Origin of the sequence: Bradyrhizobium sp. NBAIM03, from assembly GCF_020194055.1 — a bacterium.
GTDB classification, from domain to species: Bacteria; Pseudomonadota; Alphaproteobacteria; order Rhizobiales; family Xanthobacteraceae; genus Bradyrhizobium; species Bradyrhizobium yuanmingense.
Genome location: NZ_JADYVS010000013.1, coordinates 83,567 through 106,535 on the forward strand (window position 1 = coordinate 83,567; position 22,969 = coordinate 106,535).

General features: G+C 66.2%; 2 protein-coding genes. Both read right to left on the reverse strand.

What is annotated here, in order from left to right; all coding sequences use genetic code 11:
* Nucleotides 1–3 precede the first annotated feature (3 nt).
* Nucleotides 4–16,440 carry a non-ribosomal peptide synthase/polyketide synthase gene (locus I6F21_RS20620; protein WP_225183392.1) on the reverse strand — a complete coding sequence of 5,479 codons (16,437 nt, stop codon included), beginning with the start codon at nucleotides 16,438–16,440 and terminating at the stop codon, nucleotides 4–6.
* Nucleotides 16,433–22,969 carry a non-ribosomal peptide synthetase gene (locus tag I6F21_RS20625; RefSeq protein ID WP_225183393.1) on the reverse strand — a complete coding sequence of 2,179 codons (6,537 nt, stop codon included), beginning with the start codon at nucleotides 22,967–22,969 and terminating at the stop codon, nucleotides 16,433–16,435. The genes I6F21_RS20620 and I6F21_RS20625 overlap by 8 nt, the downstream gene beginning before the upstream one ends.

Genomic DNA, 22,969 nt, shown 5'->3' on the forward strand with positions numbered 1-22,969 from the left:
GACTTACTCCGCTGGCTCCGGGACCGTATCCTGCGCGATCGTCGACGCCTCCGCCGGCACGAGCAGACCGCAGATCTCACCGAGCAGGCCGGCATCCCTCAGGATCGTGAAATGGTTCTCGCCGACGAAGCCGCGATCGACCGCCTTCGGCAACTGCGATTCCAGCCGATCACGCTGTGCCAGACGGGTCGAGGTCCACCAGCAGAGCGGCGTGGCCTCCAGGCCCCGCGGCAGCGCTGTGTTCTGCGCCAGCCTGTTGAGGTGCCGTCCGACTGCGAATGCAGCGGACAAATCATCGGCGCCAAGCGAGGCGTCGTTCGCTCTCACGCTCCTGCTCTGCTCCACAACAGAGGCGACCAGATCGCGGATCCGCTCCGGCGTCTCCGGCAAATCAGCGCGTTTCGCTGCCTCGACCTGCGCCTTGATGCGAGAGGCCGCAGCGCTCGGAAGAACCGCAGCCAGCAATCCTGCGAGATCGTCGGCCCAGTGTGCCATCGACTCCTGCCGGTTCGATCCGTCCGGCTGCCGCGGCACGAAGCTGTCGACCAGCGCGAGACGATCGACGCGCTCACCGCCGCGTTCGAGCTCGGCCGCGACGAGACCGACCAGCAGTCCTCCCAAGGACCAGCCGACCAGGCTATAGGGACCGCGCGGCTGCATCCGCCGGATCTCGGCCGCGTAGTCCACGGCCATGGCTTCGAGGGAGGCGTCGGTCCACGAGGGATCGACCAGCATTCTCGATTGCAGCCCGATCAGCTGCCGGTGCCCTTCGAGGCGGCGCGCCAGCGGCCCGTACTCGAACACTGTGCCGAAGCCGCCATGCACAGCGAAGACCGGGTTCACGCCGCGAGCCGCGGCATTCAGCGGCAGCAGCGCCGATGGCGCGGATGCGACGGCGGACGCCGCGGTGGCGCTGCCGGCGAGCAAGGCGCGGATCGTCGGCTTCTGAAGCAGATCCCGCAGCTTGATCTCGATCCCGAACGTCTTGTCCTGACGGACCCGCGCCACGACCTTGAGGCACAGGATTGAATTGCCGCCAAGCTCGAAGAAATTGTCGGTGACGCCGACCTGCGGCACCTCCAGGATCTCGGACCACAGGCGCGCCATTGCAATCTCTGCCGGGGTTCGCGGGGGGACGAAGCTCCGCATCGACGCATCGGGAGCCGGCAATGCACGCCGGTCGATCTTGCCGCTCGACAATGTCGGCAACCGCTCCAGCACCACGATCCGAGCCGGCACCATATAGGCCGGCAGGACGAGCTTCAGGAAACCGGTCAAGCGCTCGACCAGCGTCTCGGCCGCATCAGGCGCGGCGTCATCTGCCGCCTTCGGCGCGACATAGGCAATGAGCTGATTTCCGGCTGCACCCGGCACCGCCACCACCGCGGCCTGCGCGATTGCCTCGTGACGGAGCAGTGAGGTCTGGATCTCTCCGAGCTCGATCCGGAAACCGTTGACCTTGACCTGGTCATCGCTGCGGCCGAGATATTCGACGGTGCCGTCCTCGCGCCATCGCGCCAGATCGCCGGTGCGGTACAGCCGCGCTCCCGGGGCCGACGAGAATGGGTCAGGCACGAAGCGCTCTGCGGTCATACCGGCCTTGCCGTGATAGCACCGTGCCAGCCCAAAGCCGCCGAGATAAAGCTCGCCGGCGACGCCGGCGGGAATAATGTCGAGCGCGGCATCGAGAATGTAGGCACGGCGATCTCCGACCGGCACGCCGATCGGCGCGTAGGGCGTGTCGCATTCCGACGCGCCATCGACTTTCCAGACCAGCGGCGTGACGACGGTTTCGGTCGGACCATAACCATTGATCAGAATGCGTGGCTTGAGAACGCGCCTGACCTTGTCGAAGCCCGCCTTCGGCATCGCCTCGCCGCCGAACGAGTAGAGCTTGACCGGCGGTGGATTGCCGCTCTGCTCGACGCAATCGGCGACCTGCTGGAGGTAGGCCGGCGGCAATCCGATATGGCTGACGCGATGGGCGTGCAGGTTCTCGACGGTCTGTTCCGGCGTCCACAATTCGGCGTCACGCATCAACAGCCGTGCGCCATGCGACAGAACTGTGAGCCAGCGCTCATGAGCGCCGTCGAAGGCCAGCGATAGGAAATGCAGCTCGCAGGAGCTTTCGTCGATCTCGTAGAGGCTGCCCGTGACGCGACAGTGCATCGCCAGCGGACCGTGGGCGACAGCGACGCCCTTCGGCGTCCCCGTCGAGCCCGAGGTGTAAATCAAATAGGCAAGGTTTTCCGGATGCAGTTCGGGCTGCGGCGGATGGTCCGGTCCCGCGTCGAACTCGAACGAAGACAAGGAAATTCGCTCCATGCCGTCCGGGCTGCCCTCGATTTCGAGCGGACCCGTCAACAGGAACGCGATTGCGGCATCGCGCATGACGAACGCGCGCCGCTCCGAGGGCAGCTCGGGATCGAGTGGAACGTAGGCCCCACCCGCCTTGAGCACGGCCAGCAGCGCAATCATCGTGGCAGCAGTTCGCTCGACCACCACGCCGACGCGCTGCTCGGGCTTGAGCCCCCGGGCGATCAGGTGATGCGCCAGGCGGTTGGCCCTGCGCTCGAGGTCTCCGAACGAGAGCACCGAGCTGCCGATGGTCAGCGCCGTCCGCTCCGGATGACGATGCGCATGGCTGCTGATCGCCTCATGTACCAGCGGCAGCGGAGCGCTCGACGTCGCGTGGCGGTTGCAACGATCCGCAAGAGCGGCGTCGAGCTCTGTGACGGGATGGATGCTGCCAAGCAAGACCGTGGCATCCCGCGTCAGCTCCGCCAGCAAGAGCTCGAACTGCGCCTTGATCTGCGCCGCCTGCGCTGCGGTGAAATGACTCGGCATATAGGTGTATTCGACCTGGAGCGTGTCTTCGACCAGCACCGAGAGGTCCATCGGATAGTTCGTCACGTCGACACTCTTGAGGCCGCTGAACTGCAATGCGCCTGCGCCGCGGTGCATGCTGCGTTCGATCGGATAGTTCTCGAAGACGATGATGCTGTCGAACATGGTCTGACCGGCGCGGCCGGCCCAGCCCTGGATGTCATAGAGCGGCGTGTGCTCGTAGTCCCGGATCGCCGAATTGCGGTCCTGCAGCGCGCGGAGCCATTCTCCGATCGGGCTTTCGGGCGGAATCGTATCGATCACGGGCAGCGTGTTGATGAAGAGCCCGAGCATCTGCTGCGATCCGTCGAGACCGGCCGGACGACCGGCCACGGTTACGCCGAATGTGACTGTGTTCTGGCCCGTATAGCGTTGCAGCAGCAGCGCCCACACGCCCTGGACGACGGTGTTCAGCGTGATCCGTTCGCGGCGCGCGAACGCCTTCAGCTCCGCGGTCGCGGCCTCTCCGAGACGCGTGTAACAGCGTTCGTGGCCGGATGCCTGATGGCGGCGCGCGCCGAAGGCGTCGGCGAGCTGCGTTGGCTGATCAAAGCTCCTGAGTTGTTCACGCCAGAAAGCTTCGGCAGCCTTGGCGTCCTGCGCCTGCAGCCAGGCGATATAGTCGCGGTAGCGCGTCGCGTTCGCGGCAGCAGCGCCGCCGTAATAGCACTCCAGGACTTCTCCGACGAACCTTGCCGAGCTCCAGCCGTCCATCAGGATGTGATGATAGGTCCAGATCAGCCGATACAGGTGGTCCTGGAGGCGCAACAGCCGCACCCGCTGGAGCGGCGGCCTCTGGAGATCGAACTCGGCGGCGCGCTCATCGGCAAGAGCCGCCGCAATTCTTTCATCACTGATCGCCTGCCCTCGCCAGTCCTCCTGTGCGAACGGCACGATGGCGTCGCGATAGACGGCTTGCAGCGGGGAGCCGGAGAGCTCACGCCAGAGGAAGCCGGTCCGCAGCATCTGATGACGCGCGCTCACCTCGCGCCACGCTGTGCCGAGCCGTTCCGGGTCGAGGCCCCGGATCTCGACACTGACCTGGTTGACATAAACGCCGCTGCCGGCATCGCGCAGGCTGTGAAACAGCATGCCCTGCTGCATCGGCGACAGCGGATAGACGTCCTCGACGCGGCTCCAGTTCAGACCGAGCCGTTCGAGCTGCTCGCTGGAGAGTCCCGCCAGCGAACCGCGCTCCGATGCGCGGTCTTCCTTGTCGGGCTCGACATCTCGGGACGACGCAATCAGCGCCTCGATGGTTTGATGCCGGAACACGTCGCGCGGCTCGATGAGCACGCCTTCGCGCCGCGCGCGGCTCACCATCTGCAGCGAGATGATGGAATCACCACCGAGCTCGAAAAAATTATCGGTGACGCCGATGTTGGGCTGGCGCAGCAGATCGGCCCAGATCGCGGCCAATGTGACCTCCGCCGGCGTGCACGGCGCCACATGCTGGGCGGACGCCGCGAGCTGATCCGGCGCCGGCAATGCCTTGCGGTCGATTTTGCCGTTCGGCGTCAGCGGCAGGCGCTCCAGCACCACGATCCGCGCCGGGACCATGTAGTCGGGCAGCACCGAGGACAGCGCCGTTTTGAGCGCCCTCCCATCCAGCGCTTCGCCACTGACATAGCCGACCAGCTGGCGGCCGGCGCCGGCCTCGCGCGCCACCACCACGGCCGCGCGGACACCATCCTGCGCCTGTAGCCGTGCCTCGATCTCGCCGAGCTCGATGCGGAAGCCGCGGATCTTCACCTGGTAATCGGCACGGCCGACATAATCGAGCACACCGTCGGATCGCCACCGCGCCACATCGCCGGTGCGGTACAGTCGCGCCCCCGGCGGACCGAAGGGATCGGGAATGAAGCGCCCCGCCGTCAGGGCGCCGCGCTGCCAATAGCCGCGGGCGAGCCCGCTCCCGCCGATATAGAGCTCGCCGGCAACGCCTACCGGCGCGAGGTTGAGGTCACCGTCGAGAACGTAGAGCGTGGTGTTGCCGATCGGGCGGCCGAGCAGCGGACGATCGTCCGCCGCATCGAGCCGATGGCACGCCGACCACACCGTGGTCTCGGTCGGGCCGTACAGGTTCCAGACCTCGCCGGCCTGGGCCACCAGCCGCCGCGCCAGATCCGGCGGCAGCGCCTCGCCGCCGCACAGCACCCGGCAGCTCGCCGGCAGCGCAGGACCGTCGTGATCGAGCAGCATGCGCCAGGTCGACGGCGTTGCCTGGATCAGGGAGACGCCATGCCGCTGCACGATCGCCTTGAGCCCGGCGGGATCATGCGCGGCCGCATGATCCGCCAGCACGACGCAGGCGCCGATCGTCAGCGGCAGCCACAGCTCCAGGACTGCGATGTCAAAGGACAGCGAGGTCAGTCCGAGCACGCGGTCGCTAGCCGTCATGCCGGGCTGCTCCGTCATGGTCGCGAGGAAGTTTGTCACGGCGTCGTGGCGAACCATCACGCCCTTGGGCAGACCGGTCGAGCCCGAAGTGTAGATCACATAGGCGAGGCTCTCACCGTGAACGGCGACATCGAGATTGGCGGCATCGCTGCCCTCGCCGTCCTGTCCATCAACGAGCCAGGCTTCTGCGCCAGTCTCCGCCAGGATGGCTGCGAACTGATCGTGCAATCCCTGTTGCGTCAGCACCAGCGCCGCGCCGCTGTCGCGCAGCATGTGCGCCAGCCGCTCCGGCGGGTAATCCGGATCGAGCGGCAGATAGGCCCCGCCGGCCTTCAGCACCGCCAACAGCGCGACCAGCATCCCGACGCCGCGGTCGAGCGCCAGCCCGACCACGATTTCGGTCCCGACGCCGTGATCCCGCAAGCGCCGCGCCAGCCGGTTGGCGCGTGCATTCAGCGCAGCGTAACTCAGCCCCACCTCGCCGAACACCAGCGCGATCGCCTGCGGCGACTTCCGGACCTGTGCCTCGAACTGCGCAATGATCCCTTCGCGCGGTTCATCCCGGCGCGTATCGTTCGCCCGTGCAAGCAGGACGTCATCCGCGGGGTCGCGGGCCGCGATCATCCCGACCGGTCGATCGGCATCCATGCTCAGCGCCTCGATCAGCCGCACAAAGGTTCGCTGCAGCCGTGCGATCTGGGCCTCGTCGAAATATTTGCGCTGATAGTTGAAGACGAGGCGCAGGCGCTCATCGACGCCGATGCTGGCGAACAAAGGATAATTGCTGCTCTCGACGATCCGGGTTTCGCCGACCTGGATCTGCCGGTTCTGTCCGATCAGCGCGCGGTCGACCGGGTAATTCTCGAACACCAGGATGCTGTCGAATAGCGGCCGTCCGGGGCGCCCTGCCAGCCGCTGGATCTCGTAGAGCGGCGTCGCGCCGAATTCGCGCAGGGCCAGATTGCGATCCTGCAACTCGTGCAGCCATGCACCGACGGCCTGCTGCGGGCTGACGCCGTCGATCACGGGCAACGTGTTGATGAACAGGCCGACCATCTCTTCGGCGCCGGCGAGCTCGGGCGGCCTGCCCGAGACGGTGACACCGAAGCAGACCGTGCCCTGCCCGGTATGCTGTCGCAGCAACTGCGCCCATGCCGCCTGCACCAGCGTGTTCATCGTGATGCGCTCGCGCGCCGCGAATTCCTGCAACCGTCCGGTCATGGCAGGATCCAGCTCCAGCGCAAGCATGCCATGGCCGGACGTTTCCACGTCCCCCCCTTCGGCCAGGCTGCCTGCGAGGAAGCTCGGCTCGACCAGCCCAGCCGTCGCATTGCGCCAGAACGCCGCCGATGCGTCGCTGTCGCGGCTCTTCAGCCACGCGATGTAGTCGCGATAGCGGTGCCGTAACGGCGGCAGGCGCCCCTCGCCGTTATGTTGCATCACTTCGGCGATGAACCGCGCCGAGCTCCACCCATCGAGCAGAATGTGATGATGCGTCCAGATCAGCCAATGCCTGTCGTTGCCGAGCCGGATCAACCGAACGCGCTGCAAGGGCGGCCGCGACAGGTCAAAGCCGGCGGCCTGCTCCTGCCGCGAAAGGTCGGCCAGCGCCGCATCCAGTTGCGCCTGGTCCCAGGTCGCACTCCGTGCTCGCCAGTCATCCTCGATAAAGGGCACTTCGGCCCGTCGATAGACGACCTGTTGCGGCGCGCCGGACAGGTCACGCCAAATAAATCCCGTCCGCAGCACCGCGTGACGATCGCTGGCTGGCTGCCAGGCGCGGCGCAGCTTTCCGGCGTCCAGCCCACGGATCTCCGCCGCGACCTGGTTGACGTAGAGCCCGCTCTCGCCGTCATGCATCGCATGGAACAACATGCCTTGCTGCATCGGCGACAATGGATAGATGTCCTCGATCTCGCGCCAATCAAGCGCAAGCCTGTCGAGTTCGGTCTGACCCAGCCCCGACAACGCCACGTCCGATGGTGTCAGACCGCAAGCGCCGCCGGTGCAGTGATCGACCAGCTCGCGCAACGCAGCCTCGTACAACGCAGCCAACCGCTCGACCGTCTCGCGCCGATAGCGCTTGCGGCCGAACCCGAACGATAGAAACAACCGACCATCGCGCACCGTGCCGTTCACGGTCAGCCAGCGTCGCAGCGGGCTCGATGCATCCCGCGATCGGCCCGCGCTTTCCGCTGCCATCTTGAACAGCGCCGCCTCATCGCCTCCGTCGATCTGGCCGAGATAGTTGAACGCAATCTTCGGCTCGCCGGCATGCGATAGCGCCAAACGTTGTTCTTCGGAGCCAAGATAGCGCAATACGCCGTAGCCCAGTCCGCGGCCGGGAACGCCGCGAAGCTCCTCCTTCACGGTCTTGATCAATGACGAAGGAACTTCCGAGCCACCGGCCAACCGCACGGGAAAGGCCGTCGTAAACCAGCCGACCGTGCGCGAGAGATCGAGATCGCCAGCGAGAGGCTCGCGGCCATGCCCCTCCAGCTCGACGAGAACGTCGTCCTGCCCACTCCACTGCCAGACGGCGCGTGCAAGGCCGGCAAGAAGGAGATCATTGATCTGCGTACGATAAGCCGATGGCGCATCCGTCAGCAGGCGCCGCGTCCATTCACTTTCGAATGACAGCAGGACCTCATCGGCATCGGCGATGCGATCGTTGCCCGCGTGGTCCTCGTCGCAGGGAACGTCCGCATTTGCACAGCGGCTGGTCCAGTAGGGTAACTCCGTCGCCAGTTCTGGCGAGGTCGCGTAAGCCCGCAAGCGCTGACCCCACAGCGCGTGAGCATGAGTCTTGGGCGGAAGCGCGGCCGCGGCGTCACCCTTCGCAAGCTGCCTGTAAGCGGACGCGACGTCCTCCAGCAGAATGCGCCATGACATCCCGTCGACCACGAGATGGTGGATCACGATCAGAAAACGCTGGCTGCCATCAGCGACATCGATGCCGACGGCCCGTAACAGCTCCCCGCCGGAGATCGACAGGCTTGCTTGCGCCGACGATGCCAGCGCCGTCACGGCATCGCGGCCGGCCGCCTGCCGGACCCAGAGCAGTTCCTCCGCGCCAACAGCAGCGCCGTGCTCGGCATACCAGCTTCCTTGCTTCTGCTCGAAGCGCAGGCGTAGCGCATCATGATGATCGACCACGGCGGCGAGCGCGCGCCGCATCACGTTCCAGTCGAGGCGCTCTCGCGGATGCAAGAGCACAGCCTGGTTCCAATGATCCCGATTCTCCATGTCCTCAGCAAAGAAGCGGGACTGAATCGGCAAGAGCGGATGCGGGCCGATGACCTGCCCCTGATCGGCGAGCGTCCCCGTGCGCTGCTCGGTCCGCGCCGCGCGCGCCAGAGCTTCGAGCGTCTGATGCTGGAATACGTCGCGGGGCTCGATCAGGTATCCGGCGCGCCGGGCGCGGCTCACCATCTGGAGCGAGATGATGGAATCGCCCCCGAGCTCGAAGAAATTGTCGGTGAGGCCGACGGCCGGCCGGCCGAGCAGCTCGGCCCAGATCGCCGCAAAGGCGATCTCCGCAGGCGTGCGTGGCGCCTGATGATCCGCATGGCCATGGGCCATGTCGGGCGCCGGCAGCGCCTGGCGATCAACCTTGCCGCTCGGCATCAAGGGCAGCCGCTCCAGCACGGCAATTCTCGGCGGCACCATGTAATCCGGCAGGACGGCCGACAGCGCTGTCCGCAGCGCAGCCTCTTCCAACTCCGCCGTGCCGCTGACGTAGCCAACGAGCTGCCGGCCGGCGCCGATCTCTCGCGCCACCACGACCACGGAACGAACACCGGGCTGCTCGAGCAGCCGCGCCTCGATCTCACCGAGCTCGATGCGGAAGCCACGGATCTTGATCTGGTGATCCGCGCGTCCGACATAGTCGATCGCGCCATCAGCGCGCCAACGCGCCAGATCTCCCGACCGATAGAGCCGTTCGCCTTCCTGCCCGAACGGATCGGGAATGAAGCGCTCCGCCGTCAGCTTCTCGCGCCGCCAATAGCCCCGCGCCAAACCGGCCCCGCCGATGAACAACTCGCCGGTCACGCCTGCCGGAACCATGTTCAGATCGGCGTCGAGGATGCGGATCGTCACGCCGGGAATGGGCTGGCCGATCGGCACGCGCGTCCCATCCTCGTCGCGACAGGTCCAATACGTGGCGTTGATGAGAGCCTCGGTCGGACCGTAGCGATTGTCAAACCGCACATGGGGGAACGCCGCACGCACACGCGTCATGAGATCGAGTGACAGCGCCTCGCCGCCAGCAAACAGGCGCCTCAGCGAGGTGCAGCGCGGCGCGCCGGGCTCGGTCACGAAATGCTCGAGCATCTGCGGCACGAAGTGGAGCGTCGTCACGTCGTGGGCGATGACGGCGTCCACCAGGAGTCGCGGCTCGCGATGCGCGCCTGGAGCCGCGATCACGAGCCGCGCGCCGGTTGCGAGCGGCCAAAATATCTCCCAAACCGAGACGTCGAAGCTGAACGGGGTCTTGTGCAGCAAGGTCTCGGCAGGATCGAGACGATACTCCGCCTCCATCCAGTCAAGCCGCGCCGCCAGCGCGCGATGCGAACAGGCCACGCCCTTGGGCACGCCGGTCGAGCCTGATGTGTACATCACATAAGCCAGGCTGTCCGGATGAAGCGCCGGGTCGGGATTGCCGGCAGGCGCGCCGATCCGAGCTTCAGCCTCGCCGTCGATTGTCCAGGCCTCGACGTCCGCATCCGTGATCACAGACGCCAGGTGCGGAAGCAGCCGCTCCTGGGTCAGCACCAGCGCCGTTCCGCTATCACGCAGCATGTGGAGCAGGCGATCGGACGGGTAGTCGGGATCGAGCGGCAGATAGGCGCCTCCGGCCTTCAGCACGGCCAGGACGCCGACGATCAGCTCGATGCTGCGCTCGAGCGCCAAGCCGACCAGCCGGTCGCGACTGATCCCGTGCTCCCGCAACCGCCATGCCAGGCGATTGGCACGCGCGTTCAGCTCGCCATAGCTGATCTGCCGTTCACCGAAGATCAACGCGATCGACGATGGCGAAGCCGCGGCCCGGGCTTCGATCTGCGCGACGATAGTGTCGCCAAGCTTCGGTGCCCGCTCGGCGCTGCCGCCCCAGCCGAGCAATCTCTGCTCCTCATCGGCATCGAGGCTGTCCAGCGCGCCCAGCGGCCGCGAGGCGTCCGCCACGATCCTGGCCAGCAGTTGCGACAGCGAGGCTTGCAGATATCTGATATGATCGTGGTCGAGGCGGCTGCGATCGTAGCGAAAGCCCAGATTGATGCCGTCGGGCTTGGCGAAGACCGCCACCGTCAGCGCATAGTTGGTGATCGAGACCTGCTCGACCCGGCCGAACCGGCGTCCGCTTTCGCTCTCGCCCCGTAGCGCCTGATCGATCGGATAGTTCTCGAACACGAGGATGTTGTCGAACAACGCGCGTCCGGAACGGCCGGCAAGACGCTGGATTTCGTACAGCGGCATCCAGCCGTGATCGCGCAGATCCGTGTTGCGCGCCTGGAGATCGCGCAGCCACGCTCCGATCTCGGTTTGCGGGCTTGCCTGATCGACGACGGGCAGCGTGTTGATGAACAGGCCGACCATCTCCTCGGCCCCGCTGATCTCCGCCGGCCGGCCCGAGACCGTCGCACCGAAACAGACCGCGCGCTGACCGGTGTGGCGGCGCAACAGCTGCGCCCAAGCGCCTTGCACCAGCGTGTTCAGCGTGACGCGCTCGCGCCGCGCAAAGGCTTGCAGGCTTGCCGTCAGGTCGGCCGTGAGCAGCAGGTCCGACGAGCCATGGCCGGAAGCACCGTTGGCCGCAGGTCCTCCCAGCGTGTCCGCTAGGAAGCTGGGCTCGTCCAATTCGGCCAAGGCCGATCGCCAGAACGACGCGGACGCGTCGCGGTCCTGCCTTTGCAGCCACGCGATGTAGTCGCGGTAGCGGCCCTTCACGGCCGATAGTCGCGCACCGCGTTCGTGCTGCAGGATCTCGGCCATCAGACGCGCGGCGCTCCAGCCGTCGAGCAGGATATGGTGATGGGTCCAGATCAGCCAGTGGCGTGCCTCGTCGAGCCGGATCAGCCGGACCCGCTGCAATGGCGCCTGAGACAGATCGAATGCCCTGGTACGTTCGGCTTGCGCAATATCCGCGAGCGCAACCCGCAGCTCCTCCTCTTCCATGGCGGCCGCCCGCGAGCGCCAGTCTTCTTCCTCGAATGGCAAAGGCGCAGAGCGATAGACCACCTGCTGCGCGGCCCCCGACAGCTCGCGCCACGCAAATCCGGTTCGCAACACGGCGTGGCGCGAGCTGATCTCGTGCCAGGCTGCGCGCAGCCTGCCGGCCTCGAGACCACGGACCTCCAGGCCGATCTGGTTGACGTAATTGCCGCTCTCGCCATCACGAAGGGCATGGAACAGCATGCCCTGCTGCATGGGCGACAGCGGATAGATGTCCTCGATCTCGCGGCAGTCGATCGTCGCGACCAGCGCGTCGAGATCAGCCTGCTTGAGGTTCGACAAGGCGAAGTCCGACGGCGTGATGCCGCGGGCGCCGCCCGTGCAATGCGCGACGAGTTCGCGCAAGGAAGCCGCGTAATGCTCGGCGAGACGTTCGATCGTTGCGCGCCGGTAACGCCTGCGGCCATAGCTGAACGACAGGCGCAATTGTCCTTCGCCGACCTGACCGTTGATGCTGACCCAGCGGCCGAGTGGCGCGCTTTCGCTGCGCATCGGCCCCGAGCTCTCGGGCGCGAGGCGGAACGGGGCACTCTCTCCCATGCTGGAATCGAACTGGCCGAGATAGTTGAAGACGATGCGCGGCTCAGGGCGTGTCGCCAGGGCGCTCCGCTGCGCCTCGGTGCCGAGATGGCGCAGGATGCCGTACCCCAGCCCGCGGTTGGGAACGGCCCGAAGCTCCTCCTTGATGGATTTGATCAGAGAGGCATCGTCCTCGGGGCCACCCGACAGCCGCACCGGAAAAGCAGTGGTGAACCAGCCGATGGTGCGGGACACATCGGCGCCCGCAAAGACGTCTTCGCGGCCATGGCCCTCGAGCTCAACGACGACATCCTCAATCCCGCCCCAGCGTGACACCGCTCGCGCAAGTGCCGCCAGCAGGAGATCATTGACCTGGGTGCGGTAGGCGGCCGGGGCTTCCTTCAGCAGCCGCGTGGTCAATCCGGCGTCGAACGCCAGCAGGACTTCATCGCCGTCTGCAACCCGGTCGACCCCGCCATGATCGTCATCGCAGGGAAACGCCACATGCGATCCCCGCTCCAGCCAATAGTCGAGCTCGGCCGCCAGCTCGTCGGTTGCAGCATAGGCCTGCAATCGCGCGCCCCAGGATGCATAAGAGTCGCTCCTCGCCAGTGCGACTGAAGCCGCGCCCTGGCGGAGCTGATCGTACGCCGTCGCAAAGTCTTCGAGCAGCACACGCCATGACACGCCGTCGATGACGAGATGATGCACCACCACCAGAAGCCGCTGGCTGCCGTCCGCGAGATCCATGCCGACCACACGCAACAGCGGCCCGGCCAGCGACAGGCTGGCCTGAGCTTGTGAGGCGACCTTCGTGACTGCGGCGGCATCCTGGAGGTCACCAAGAATCCACAGCAGCTCGGACGTTGGCGGTGTAGCGCCGTACGTCGCGCGCCAACCGCCATCAATCTCCTCGAAGCGCAGGCGCAGGGCCGCATGATGCGCGACAAGAGCGGCAAGCGTGAGCTCGACGAGCTTCCAGTCGAGCCGCGACTTCGGCATCAGCAGGACGGCCTGATTCCAGTGATGACGGTCCCCTGCATCCTCACTGAGGAACCGCAACTGGATCGGCAGCAGCAGGTGCTCGCGGCCGTCGAGATCGATCTCAGCGGCGACGATCTCCGCTTTGTCTTCACTCCGCGCCACGCGCGCCAGATCCTGCAAGGTCTGATGCCGGAAGACGTCACGCGGCTCGATCAGCAGGCCCGCCTGGCGCGCGCGACCGACCAGCTGCAGCGAGATGATGGAATCGCCGCCGAGCTCGAAGAAATTGTCGGTGGCGCCGATGGCGGGCTGGCCGAGCAGCTCGGCCCAGATCGCAGCGAGCACCGTCTCGGCTGCGGAGCGCGGCGCGACATGCGCGGTGGTTGCGGCCGGCATCTCAGGCGCCGGCAGGGCGTCGCGATCAACCTTGCCGTGCGCGGTGAGCGGCAGCCGGTCCAATCGCACGATGCGGGCCGGCACCATGTAGTCGGGCAGCTCATCCGAGAGCGCCGCACGCATCGCCGCTTCGTCGAACGGCCCATCGCCGGCGACATAGCCGACCAGCTGACGGCTGACGCTGGCTTCAAGGGCAACGACCACGGCCGACCGCACGCCGGCCTGCCGCATCAACCATGCCTCGATCTCGCCGAGCTCGATCCGGAAGCCGCGGATCTTCACCTGATGATCGGTCCGGCCCACATATTCGATGACGCCATCGGCGCGCCACCGCGCCAGATCGCCGGTGCGATACAGCCGCGCGCCCGGCGCGCCAAACGGATCAGGGACGAAGCGGTCGGCCGTCAGCTCGGCGCGCTGCCAGTAACCGCGCGCCAAGCCCTCGCCGCCGATGAACAGTTCACCGGTCACGCCGACCGGGACGATGTTGAAATCATTGTCCAGGATGTAGGCCGAGCGGCGGCCCACCGGGCGACCGATCGGGGCATAATTGCCGTCGATCTCCTCGCTCGCATCGACCTTCCAGACCAGCGGCGTGACCACGGTTTCGGTCGGCCCGTAGCCGTTGATCAATGCCCGCGGCTTGAGCGCGCGTTTGACCTTGTCGAAGCCGGCCTTTGGCATCGCCTCGCCGCCGAACGAGTACAACTCGACTGGCGGCGGATCGCCACGCCACATCGCGAAATCAGCGAGCTGTTGCAGGTAGGCGGGCGGGAATCCGGCATTGGTGACGCGCTGCCGGCGCAGAACCTCGATAGTCTGTTCGGCGGACCACAGGTCCGCATCCCGCATCACGAGCGCCGCGCCGCAGGTCAGTGCGGTCCAGAGCCGCTCATGGGCGCCATCGAAGGTGAAGGACAGGAAGTGCAGCTCGCGCGAGTGCCGATCCATGTCGTAGAGCCCGGCCGTCACCTCGCAGTGCATGGCGAACGGACCGTGTTCGACCGCGACGCCCTTGGGGATGCCGGTGGAGCCGGAGGTGTAGATCACATAGGCAAGGCTGGTTGGCACCACCGCGATCTCGGGATCGCTTTCGCTCTCCTTGGCGAGATCGATCGCACCGAGCGGAACGACCTCGACGCCAGCCGGCGGCGGCGTCAACGCCGACCCATCCGCGTCAATCAGCACGACGCGCGCACCGGCATCGCGGAGGGTGCCGATCTGGCGTCTCGCCGGATGTTCGGGATCGAGCGGCAGATAGGCTGCACCCGTCTTCAAGATGGCGAGCAGCGCCGCAACGAGGTGTGGCGAACGCCGTGCCGAGACGCCGACAAGGTCGTCGCGCCCGACACCGAGGCGGATCAGGTGGTGCGCAAGCCGGTTGGCGCGGCGGTTGAGCTCGGCATAGCTGATTTCATCGTCACCGAAGACCAGCGCCGGCGCGTCGGGCGTTTCGGCGGCCAGCCGTGCAACCGTCCGATGCACCGGTGTGAACGATGAGCTTGCCGTTTCGTCGGCGCGATTCCATTGCCGCAACTGCCCCAGTTCCTGTTCGGACAGCAACGCCACATCGGCGATCCCTTGCGCGTCGTCGGCGACCATGGCCTTCAGGGTCGTGGTCCAATGCGCGGCAAGACGCTCGATCGTCGCCGCCTCGAACAGCGCCGCCGCATAGGTAAAGACGGCGCGGATTTCGCCTGACAGCCCCTCCTCGGTATCGAGCGCGAGGTCGAACTTGACGGCATCGACCTCCGTATCGATCGTCTCGATCTGGAGACCGGTCCGATCCGATGGACTAGCCGACGCCCGACGGCGCTGGTGATTGTAGAGGACCTGGAACAGTGGATTCTGACTCAGGCTGCGCGTGGGCCGAAGGATTTCGAGCAGACGTTCGAAAGGCAGGTCCTGGTTTTCCTGTGCCTCGACAGTGGCCGCATGAACCGCCGCAATGAAGTCCGCGATCGCCGCGCGGCCGTCGATCTGCGTGCGAAGCACCTGGGTATTGACGAACAGACCGATCACGCCGCGCGCTTCGGCGCGATGCCTGTTGGCGACGGGCACGCCGATGTTGATGTCGGACTGCCCGGTGTAGCGATAGAGCAGCAGCTTGAAGCTCGCCAGCAGGACCGCGAACAGGGTCGTGCGATGCCGCCGCGCGAGTCCGCGCAAGCCATCGGCTAGCGCCGGGTCGAGTGGGATGCGATGTGCCGATCCCGCCAGATCCGGGACCGCCGGGCGCGGCCGGTCGATCGGCAGCTGGAGCACCGCCGGATCGGCGAGACGCCTGGTCCAGTAGCCGACCTGCCGTTCGCCATCGACCGCACTCATCCAGAGCCGCTGCCATTCGGCGTAGTCGGCATAGTCAATCTCCGGCTCCGGCAGCGCCGGTTCTTCACCGCAAGCGAATGCCGCGTACAGTTTCCAGAACTCGTCAACCAGCACGCCCATCGACCAGCCGTCGGCCACGATATGGTGCAGGCTGACGACGAGGAAGTGATCGCCCTCGTCCAGCGTCAGCAGCGTCGCGCGCATAAGCGGGCCGGCCTCGAGATCGAACGGCAGCGAAGCCTCCTGCCGCGCAAGCTCGCGCGCCTGCCGTTCGCGGTCGTCGCCATCGAGGGCCAGGTGCCGCAATGCGGCCGGCTGCGGAACCTGGATGACTTGTTCGGCCTGCTCCCCTTCCTGCCGAAAGACGGTGCGAAGCGCGCTGTGGCGGGCGACAAGCATATCGAACGCCTGTTGCAATGCGCGTGGTTGCAGCTGGCCGCGCACGCGCACCGTCGCTGATATGTTGTAGGCCGCGCTGGACGGATCCATCCGCCACAGGAACCAGAGGCGCGCTTGCGCAAAGGACAGCGGCGCCCGCTTTCGCCCCTGGCGCACGATCGGCAGCATGGCGAGGTTGACGCCCTTCGCCGCGAGCTGCGACACGAACGCGTGCTGCTTGCCGGAATCGAGACGCATCAAGCGCCGTGAAATGTCGCGCAGCTGCTGCTTTTGCGTGGTTGCCGTGTCACTCATGGGACAGTTCGACTTCCTTCAACAGGTCGAGCATCGCTACGATGTCGTCGCTTCGCTTGTCGATCTCGCTCTCCAGGCCCAGCGCAGCAGCCATGGTTTCAACGGTCGTCAATTCAAACAGACGATTGAGCGGCAGGTCGTGGCCGAGATCCCGCTTGATGCGGCTGACGAGCTGGACCGCGATCAAGGAATCGCCGCCGAGCTCGAAGAAATTGTCGGTGACACCGATATTGGGCTGGCGCAGCAGATCGGCCCAGATCGCGGCCAATGTGACCTCCACCGGCGTGCGCGGCGCCACATGCTGGGCGGACGGCGCGAGCTGATCCGGCGCCGGCAATGCCTTGCGGTCGATCTTGCCGTTCGGCGTCAGCGGCAGACGCTCCAGCACCACGATCCGCGCCGGGACCATGTAGTCGGGCAGCACCGGGGACAGCGCCGTTTTGAGCGCCGCCCCATCCAGCGCTTCGCCGCTGACATAGCCGACCAGCTGGCGGCCGGTGCCGGCCTCGCGCGCCACCACCACGGCCGCGCGGACGCCCGGCTGCGCCTGCAGCCGCGCCTCGATCTCGCCGAGCTCGATGCGGAAGCCGCGGATCTTCACCTGGTAATCGGCACGGCCGACATAATCGAGCACGCCGTCGGATCGCCACCGCGCCACATCGCCGGTGCGGTACAGCCGCGCCCCCGGCGGACCGAACGGATCAGGGATGAAGCGCTCCGCCGTCAGGCCGCCGCGCTGCCAATAGCCGCGGGCGAGCCCGCTCCCGCCGATATAGAGCTCGCCGGCGACGCCGACCGGCGCGAGGTTGAGGTCACCGTCGAGAACGTAAAGCGTGGTGTTGCCGATCGGGCGGCCCAGCAGCGGACGATCATCCATCGCATCGAGCCGATGGCGCGCCGACCACACCGTGGTCTCGGTCGGGCCGTACAGGTTCCAGGCCTCGCCGGCCTGGGCCACCAGCCGCCGCGCCAGATCCGGCGGCAGCGCCTCGCCGCCGCACAGCACCCGGCAGCTCGCCGGCAGCGCAGGGCCGTCATGATCGAGCAGCATCCGCCAGGTCGACGGCGTTGCCTGGATCAGGGACACGCCATGCCGCTCCACGATCGCCTTGAGCTTGGCAGGATCATGCGCGGCCGCGCGATCCGCCAGCACGACGCAGGCGCCAATCGTCAGCGGCAGCCAGAGCTCAAGCACTGCGATGTCAAAGGACAGCGAGGTCAGGCCAAGCACCCGGTCGGCGGCCGTCATGCCGGGCTGCTCCGCCATGGTCGCGAGGAAGTTCGTCACCGCGTCATGACGGACCATCACGCCCTTGGGCAGGCCGGTCGAGCCCGAGGTGTAGATCACATAGGCGAGGCTCTCACCGTGAACGGCGACATCGAGATTGGCGGCATCGCCGCCCTCGCCGTCCGCAGCGTCGAGCATCCAGGCCTCGGCGCCGGTCTCCGCCAGCACGGCGGCGAACTGATCGCGCAACTCCGTCTGCGTCAGCACCAGCGCCGCGCCGCTGTCGCGCAGCATATGAGCCAGCCGCTCCGGCGGGTAATCCGGATCGAGCGGCAAATAGGCCCCGCCGGCTTTTAGCACCGCCAGCAGCGCGACCAGCATCTCGACGCCGCGGTCGAGCGCCAGCCCGACCACGATTTCGGTCCCGACGCCGTGATCCCGCAATCGTCGCGCCAGCCGGTTGGCGCGCGCATTCAGCGCGGCATAGCTCAGCTCCGCCTCGCCGAACACCAGCGCGATCGCCTCAGGTGACTTCCGGACCTGTGCTTCAAATTGCTCGATCAACGACTGTCGCCGATCATGCGCCTGCGTCCGGTTCCACGTCTCCAGCAACAGCTGCCGCTCGTCGGGGGGCAAAATGTCGAGCTGCCGGACCGGCGCACGCGGCGCGCGATCCAGCGCATCGGCCAATTGATCGAGTGCCTGCTGCATCATGGCGCAAATGCGATCGGCCGAGAACGGATGGACGATCTGGGCGGTCAGGCCAAGCGCCTGGCCATAATCCTCGACCGCCAGCATCAGGGGATAATTGGTGCGCTCTTCACCACCGAGCCATTCGATGCCGGAGTGCTCTCTGCCGGCAGCCAAATCGGCCGGCATCGCATTGTGCCGGTAGTTCAGGATCGCGCTAAACAGCGGCGCGGGCGCCGCGACGCCGCTGTATCGCTGCGCAAGCGCCAGCGAGGCGTGCTCGTGCGCCATCAGCTCGGTCAGCCGACCATGCGCATCACGGACGCTGTCCTCGACCGCTGTGTCGTCGAGGTCGAGCCGCAGCGGCAAGGTGTTGATGAACAGGCCCATGGTGCGATCGCCGCCGGCGCCGGCCTGCATGCGACCGAACAAAACAGTCCCGAACACCACCTGCTCGCGCCCACTGGTTCGCCCCACCACCTGCCCCCAGGCGAGATGGCAAAGGCTGGCCAGGCTGACGCCCAACCGCCGCGCCTGCACACGAAGCCTTGCGTTCAAGCTCTCGGGCAGCATCAGCCGGGTTTCGGCAATACCGGCACCATCGCCGTGCACCCGATCCAGGCCGAACGGCGTGGAGGGCTCGTCGATGTCGGCGAGCATGCCGCGGAAGAAGCGCTCATGCTCCTTGGTCGCCGCCGATCCGCGCGCCTGTGCCACCAGATTCCGGAACGGATAAGGCGGCGGCAATTCGTGGCTCCGCCCGGACAGGATCTTCCCGACCTCGTCGTGCATCACTTCGAGCGTGGAGTGGTCGCCAATCAAATGATGCAGCAGGACCAAAAGCAGCCAGCGCTCTCCACCCGGATCGGCCGCGACCGCAAATCGCAAAAGCGGCGGCCGTCCGAGATCGATCCGATGCAAACGCGGATCGAATCGTCGCGCGAGCTGCTCATCCCCAGGGCCTTCGCCATCCAGCACGACCTCGTCGACGACCAAGGACGCCTGCCGCCAAACCACCTGTGCCGGCGTGGACAGTCCGCTCCACACGATAGACGTTCGCAGAATGTCGTGACGGGCGACCACCTGCCGGACCGCGTCGAGATAGCGATCGAGCAGGTCGCGGCTGGCAAATGCCATTCGGCCGACCAGCAGATAGGGATCGCCTTCCTTCGACAGCAGGTGGTGGAAGAGAATGCCATCCTGAAGTGGCGAGAGGCCGTAGACATCCTGGATGTTGGCGACGCCGCCAGGAACGTCGGCCACGATGCTGTCGATGTCGGATTGCGTCAACGTGATCAGCGGCAACAATTCCGGTGTGATCGCCGTCGTCTGCCGGGTGATTTGATTGACCGGAACGTCGGCTTCTACGCCGCCATCGAGGCTGGCGGCAAATTCCGCCAGCACCGGCTTCGCGAACAGCATGCGCGCATCCGCCCTCAGCGCATGCCGCTGCAATCGCTCCAGCATGCGCACTGCGAGCAGCGAGTGGCCGCCGAGCTCGAAGAAGTGGTCACTGCGTCCGATCCGATCGACGCCCAAGAGCTCGGCCCAGATATTTGCGACAATCTGCTCGACCTCGCCTCGCGGCGGTTCGAAACGGCGCCGCGCATATGCATCGTTCTCCGGCGCCGGCAGTGCCTTGCGGTCCACCTTGCCATTCGGCGTGAGCGGGAGTGCATCGAGACTTACGAACGCTGACGGCACCATGTAGTCCGGCAGACACGCACGCAGGTGATCGCGCAACGCGCTGGCAAGCTCTCCGCCATCGCGCCTTACGCCCCCCCTAACGGCCACATAGGCGACCAGCCGCATATCGCCGCCATGATTGCGCTGCACCAGCACGATTGAATCGGCAACGTCGGCGTGCTCGTTGAGCCGAAACTCGATTTCAGCGAGCTCGATACGAAAGCCACGGATCTTGACCTGGTGGTCGTTGCGGCCGAGAAACGCAATATTGCCGTCCGGGAGATAGCGGCCGAGATCGCCGGTGCGGTACATGCGTGCATCCGCATCGCCGCAGAAGGGATCGCGCACGAAGCGTTCCGCCGTCAGATCGGCGCGATTGAGATAACCGCGCGCGATGCCGACCCCTCCGATATGGATTTCACCGACCGCACCGAGCGGAACGGGCGCACCGAACCGGTCCAGAAGATAGATCCGCGCATTCGGCAGCGGTCGACCGATCGGAGCCGCGTCGCCATCAAAGCCCCGATGCCGCAACCAGCTCGTGGCGCAGACCGTTGCTTCCGTCGGCCCATAACCGTTGAAGACGGCAATATCAGGAGGCAATCCCTTGACCAGCTCGGCCCTGGGCAATTCACCGGCAAGAACGAGAACCCGCAACGAGGCGAGCCGTTCGAGATCGGTCCGCCCGTGCAGCATCGCCGGCGGCAAGGTCGCATGCGTGATCGCATTGTCCGCGAGATAGCCGAACAATGCCGCGGTGTCCTGATGCTCGCGCGTGCCGGCCAGAAACAGCGCGGCGCCCGAGCACAGGGCCATGACGATTTCCCAGATGCTGGCATCGAAGTTGAGCGAGGCAAACTGCACGACGCGACTGCTCGAATTGATGTTGAACAATGCCCGCTGCGCCAACGCCAAATTCACCAGGCCACGGTGCTCGACCATCACCCCCTTCGGCCGACCGGTCGAGCCGGACGTGTAGATGATGTAGGCGAGGCTTCGCGCAGTCAGGCCTTCGAGGAGAACACTCGGATCCGACGTCGCCAGCCCTGCGTCTGCGTCGGGGTCGACCATCTCGCAGGTCCCATCTGGAATGATCGCGCGTCCTGTGGCGTCTGCGATCAGCAGGCGCGGCCTGGCATCGTCGACAATCTGACGTAGCCGCTCCGCAGGATAAGCGGGATCGAGCGGCAGATAGGCGCCGCCCGCCTTCAGCACGGCCAGCAGGCTCACCACCATTGCGATGCCCCGCGGCACGCAGATCGCAACGGGCTGATCCGGCACCACTCCCAAGGTGATCAAGTGCCGCGCAAGCCTGTTCGCCCGCGCATCGAGCTCGCTATAGCTCAGACGAACGTCCTCGTATGCCAGCGCAATGGCGTCCGGCGCCCTTCTCACCTGCTCCGCAAACAGATCTTGAATGCAGCTTTCGGAGGGAAACGGCGTGGCCGTCTCGTTCCAAGTGTCGAGAACGCGCCTGCGCTCATCGGCACCAATGATATCGATCCGGTCGACCTCCTGGTCCGCATCGGAGATCATCGCCCGCAGCACGGTCAACAGATAGCCCCGATGGCGCGTGATCGTCGCTTCGTCGAATAGCGACGTCGCATAATTCAGGGAGCCGACAATGCGCCCGTCCATCTCGCCGAGATTGAGCTCGAGATCGAACTTGACCTGTTGCAGCGGAATATCAGCGACCTCGGCTTTGAGGCCGGGCAACTCGAGAGGCCCCCTCTCGTTGTTTTGCCAGGCGAACACGGCCTGGAAGACCGGTGTCTGCTCCGGCCGTCGCAGCGGTTGGACGATCTCGACGACCTGCTCGAACGGTAGGTCCTGATGATCCTGCGCCGCGAGCGCCGCCGCGCGCACGCGGCGGAGCAGTTCGGCCACGCTGGGCTCCGCCGAGAGATCAACGCGGACAGCCAGCATGTTGACGAAGAATCCGATCAGGCCCTCGATCTCCGGCCTATTTCGGTTGGCCGTCGGAGTCCCGATGACGATATCGGTCTGCGAGGAGAGTCTCGACAACACCACTGCCCAGGCCGCCAGCACCGTCATGAAAGCACTGGCGCCATGCGACTGACTCAGTCGCCTGATGCCGGAGGCCAGCTCCACATCGATCTCGATCGGCAGGGACGCCCCGGCGAGCGACCTGATTGGCGGACGCGGCCGATCCGTCGGCAATTCAAGCACGGCAGGAGCGTCCGCGAGTGCTTCTCGCCAATAGTCGACCTGCCGCTGCAAGCGTTCGCCGGACAGCCATTGCCGCTGCCAGACGGCATAGTCCGGATACTGGATTGCCAATGGCGGCAGAGGATCGTCCTTGCCGGCGGCGAATGCCCGGTAGAGAGCGCCGAGCTCGCGCATGAGCACGCCGATCGACCAGCCATCGGAGACGATGTGATGCTGGGTGAGCAAGAAGAGATGCTCTCCCTCCGCCATCCGGATCAGGCGACCGCGGACCAACGGTCCTGCGGCGAGATCGAACGGCGTCGCGGCCTCCTCGCGGCAGAGGCGCGCCAGCTCCTGCTCGCGATCGTCCCGGCCACTCAGATCATGTTCGAGCAGCGGCACACGCTCATCCGTGGGCAGCAGCACTACGCGCGGCTGTTCGTCCAGTACGCGAAAGACGCTGCGCAGCGCTTCGTGGCGCGCGAACACACGGTCGATGCTGCGACGCAAGGCTTCGAGATCGAGCTCGCCCGTAAGCCGCAATGCTCCGCGAATGTGATAGCTGGAATTCGTACCATCGAGCTGCGCCAGCAGCCAGAGCCGCTGCTGCGCAAAGGACATTTCCAACGATCCGCTCCGCGCCACCACCGGAATGGCACTGGCGTCACTCCGGCCACGATTCCTGGCCAGCGCGACGAGCTTTCTCATCTGCTGGGGATCCAGATCGCGTAAGCTCGGCTTTGCCGTGTCAGCCAT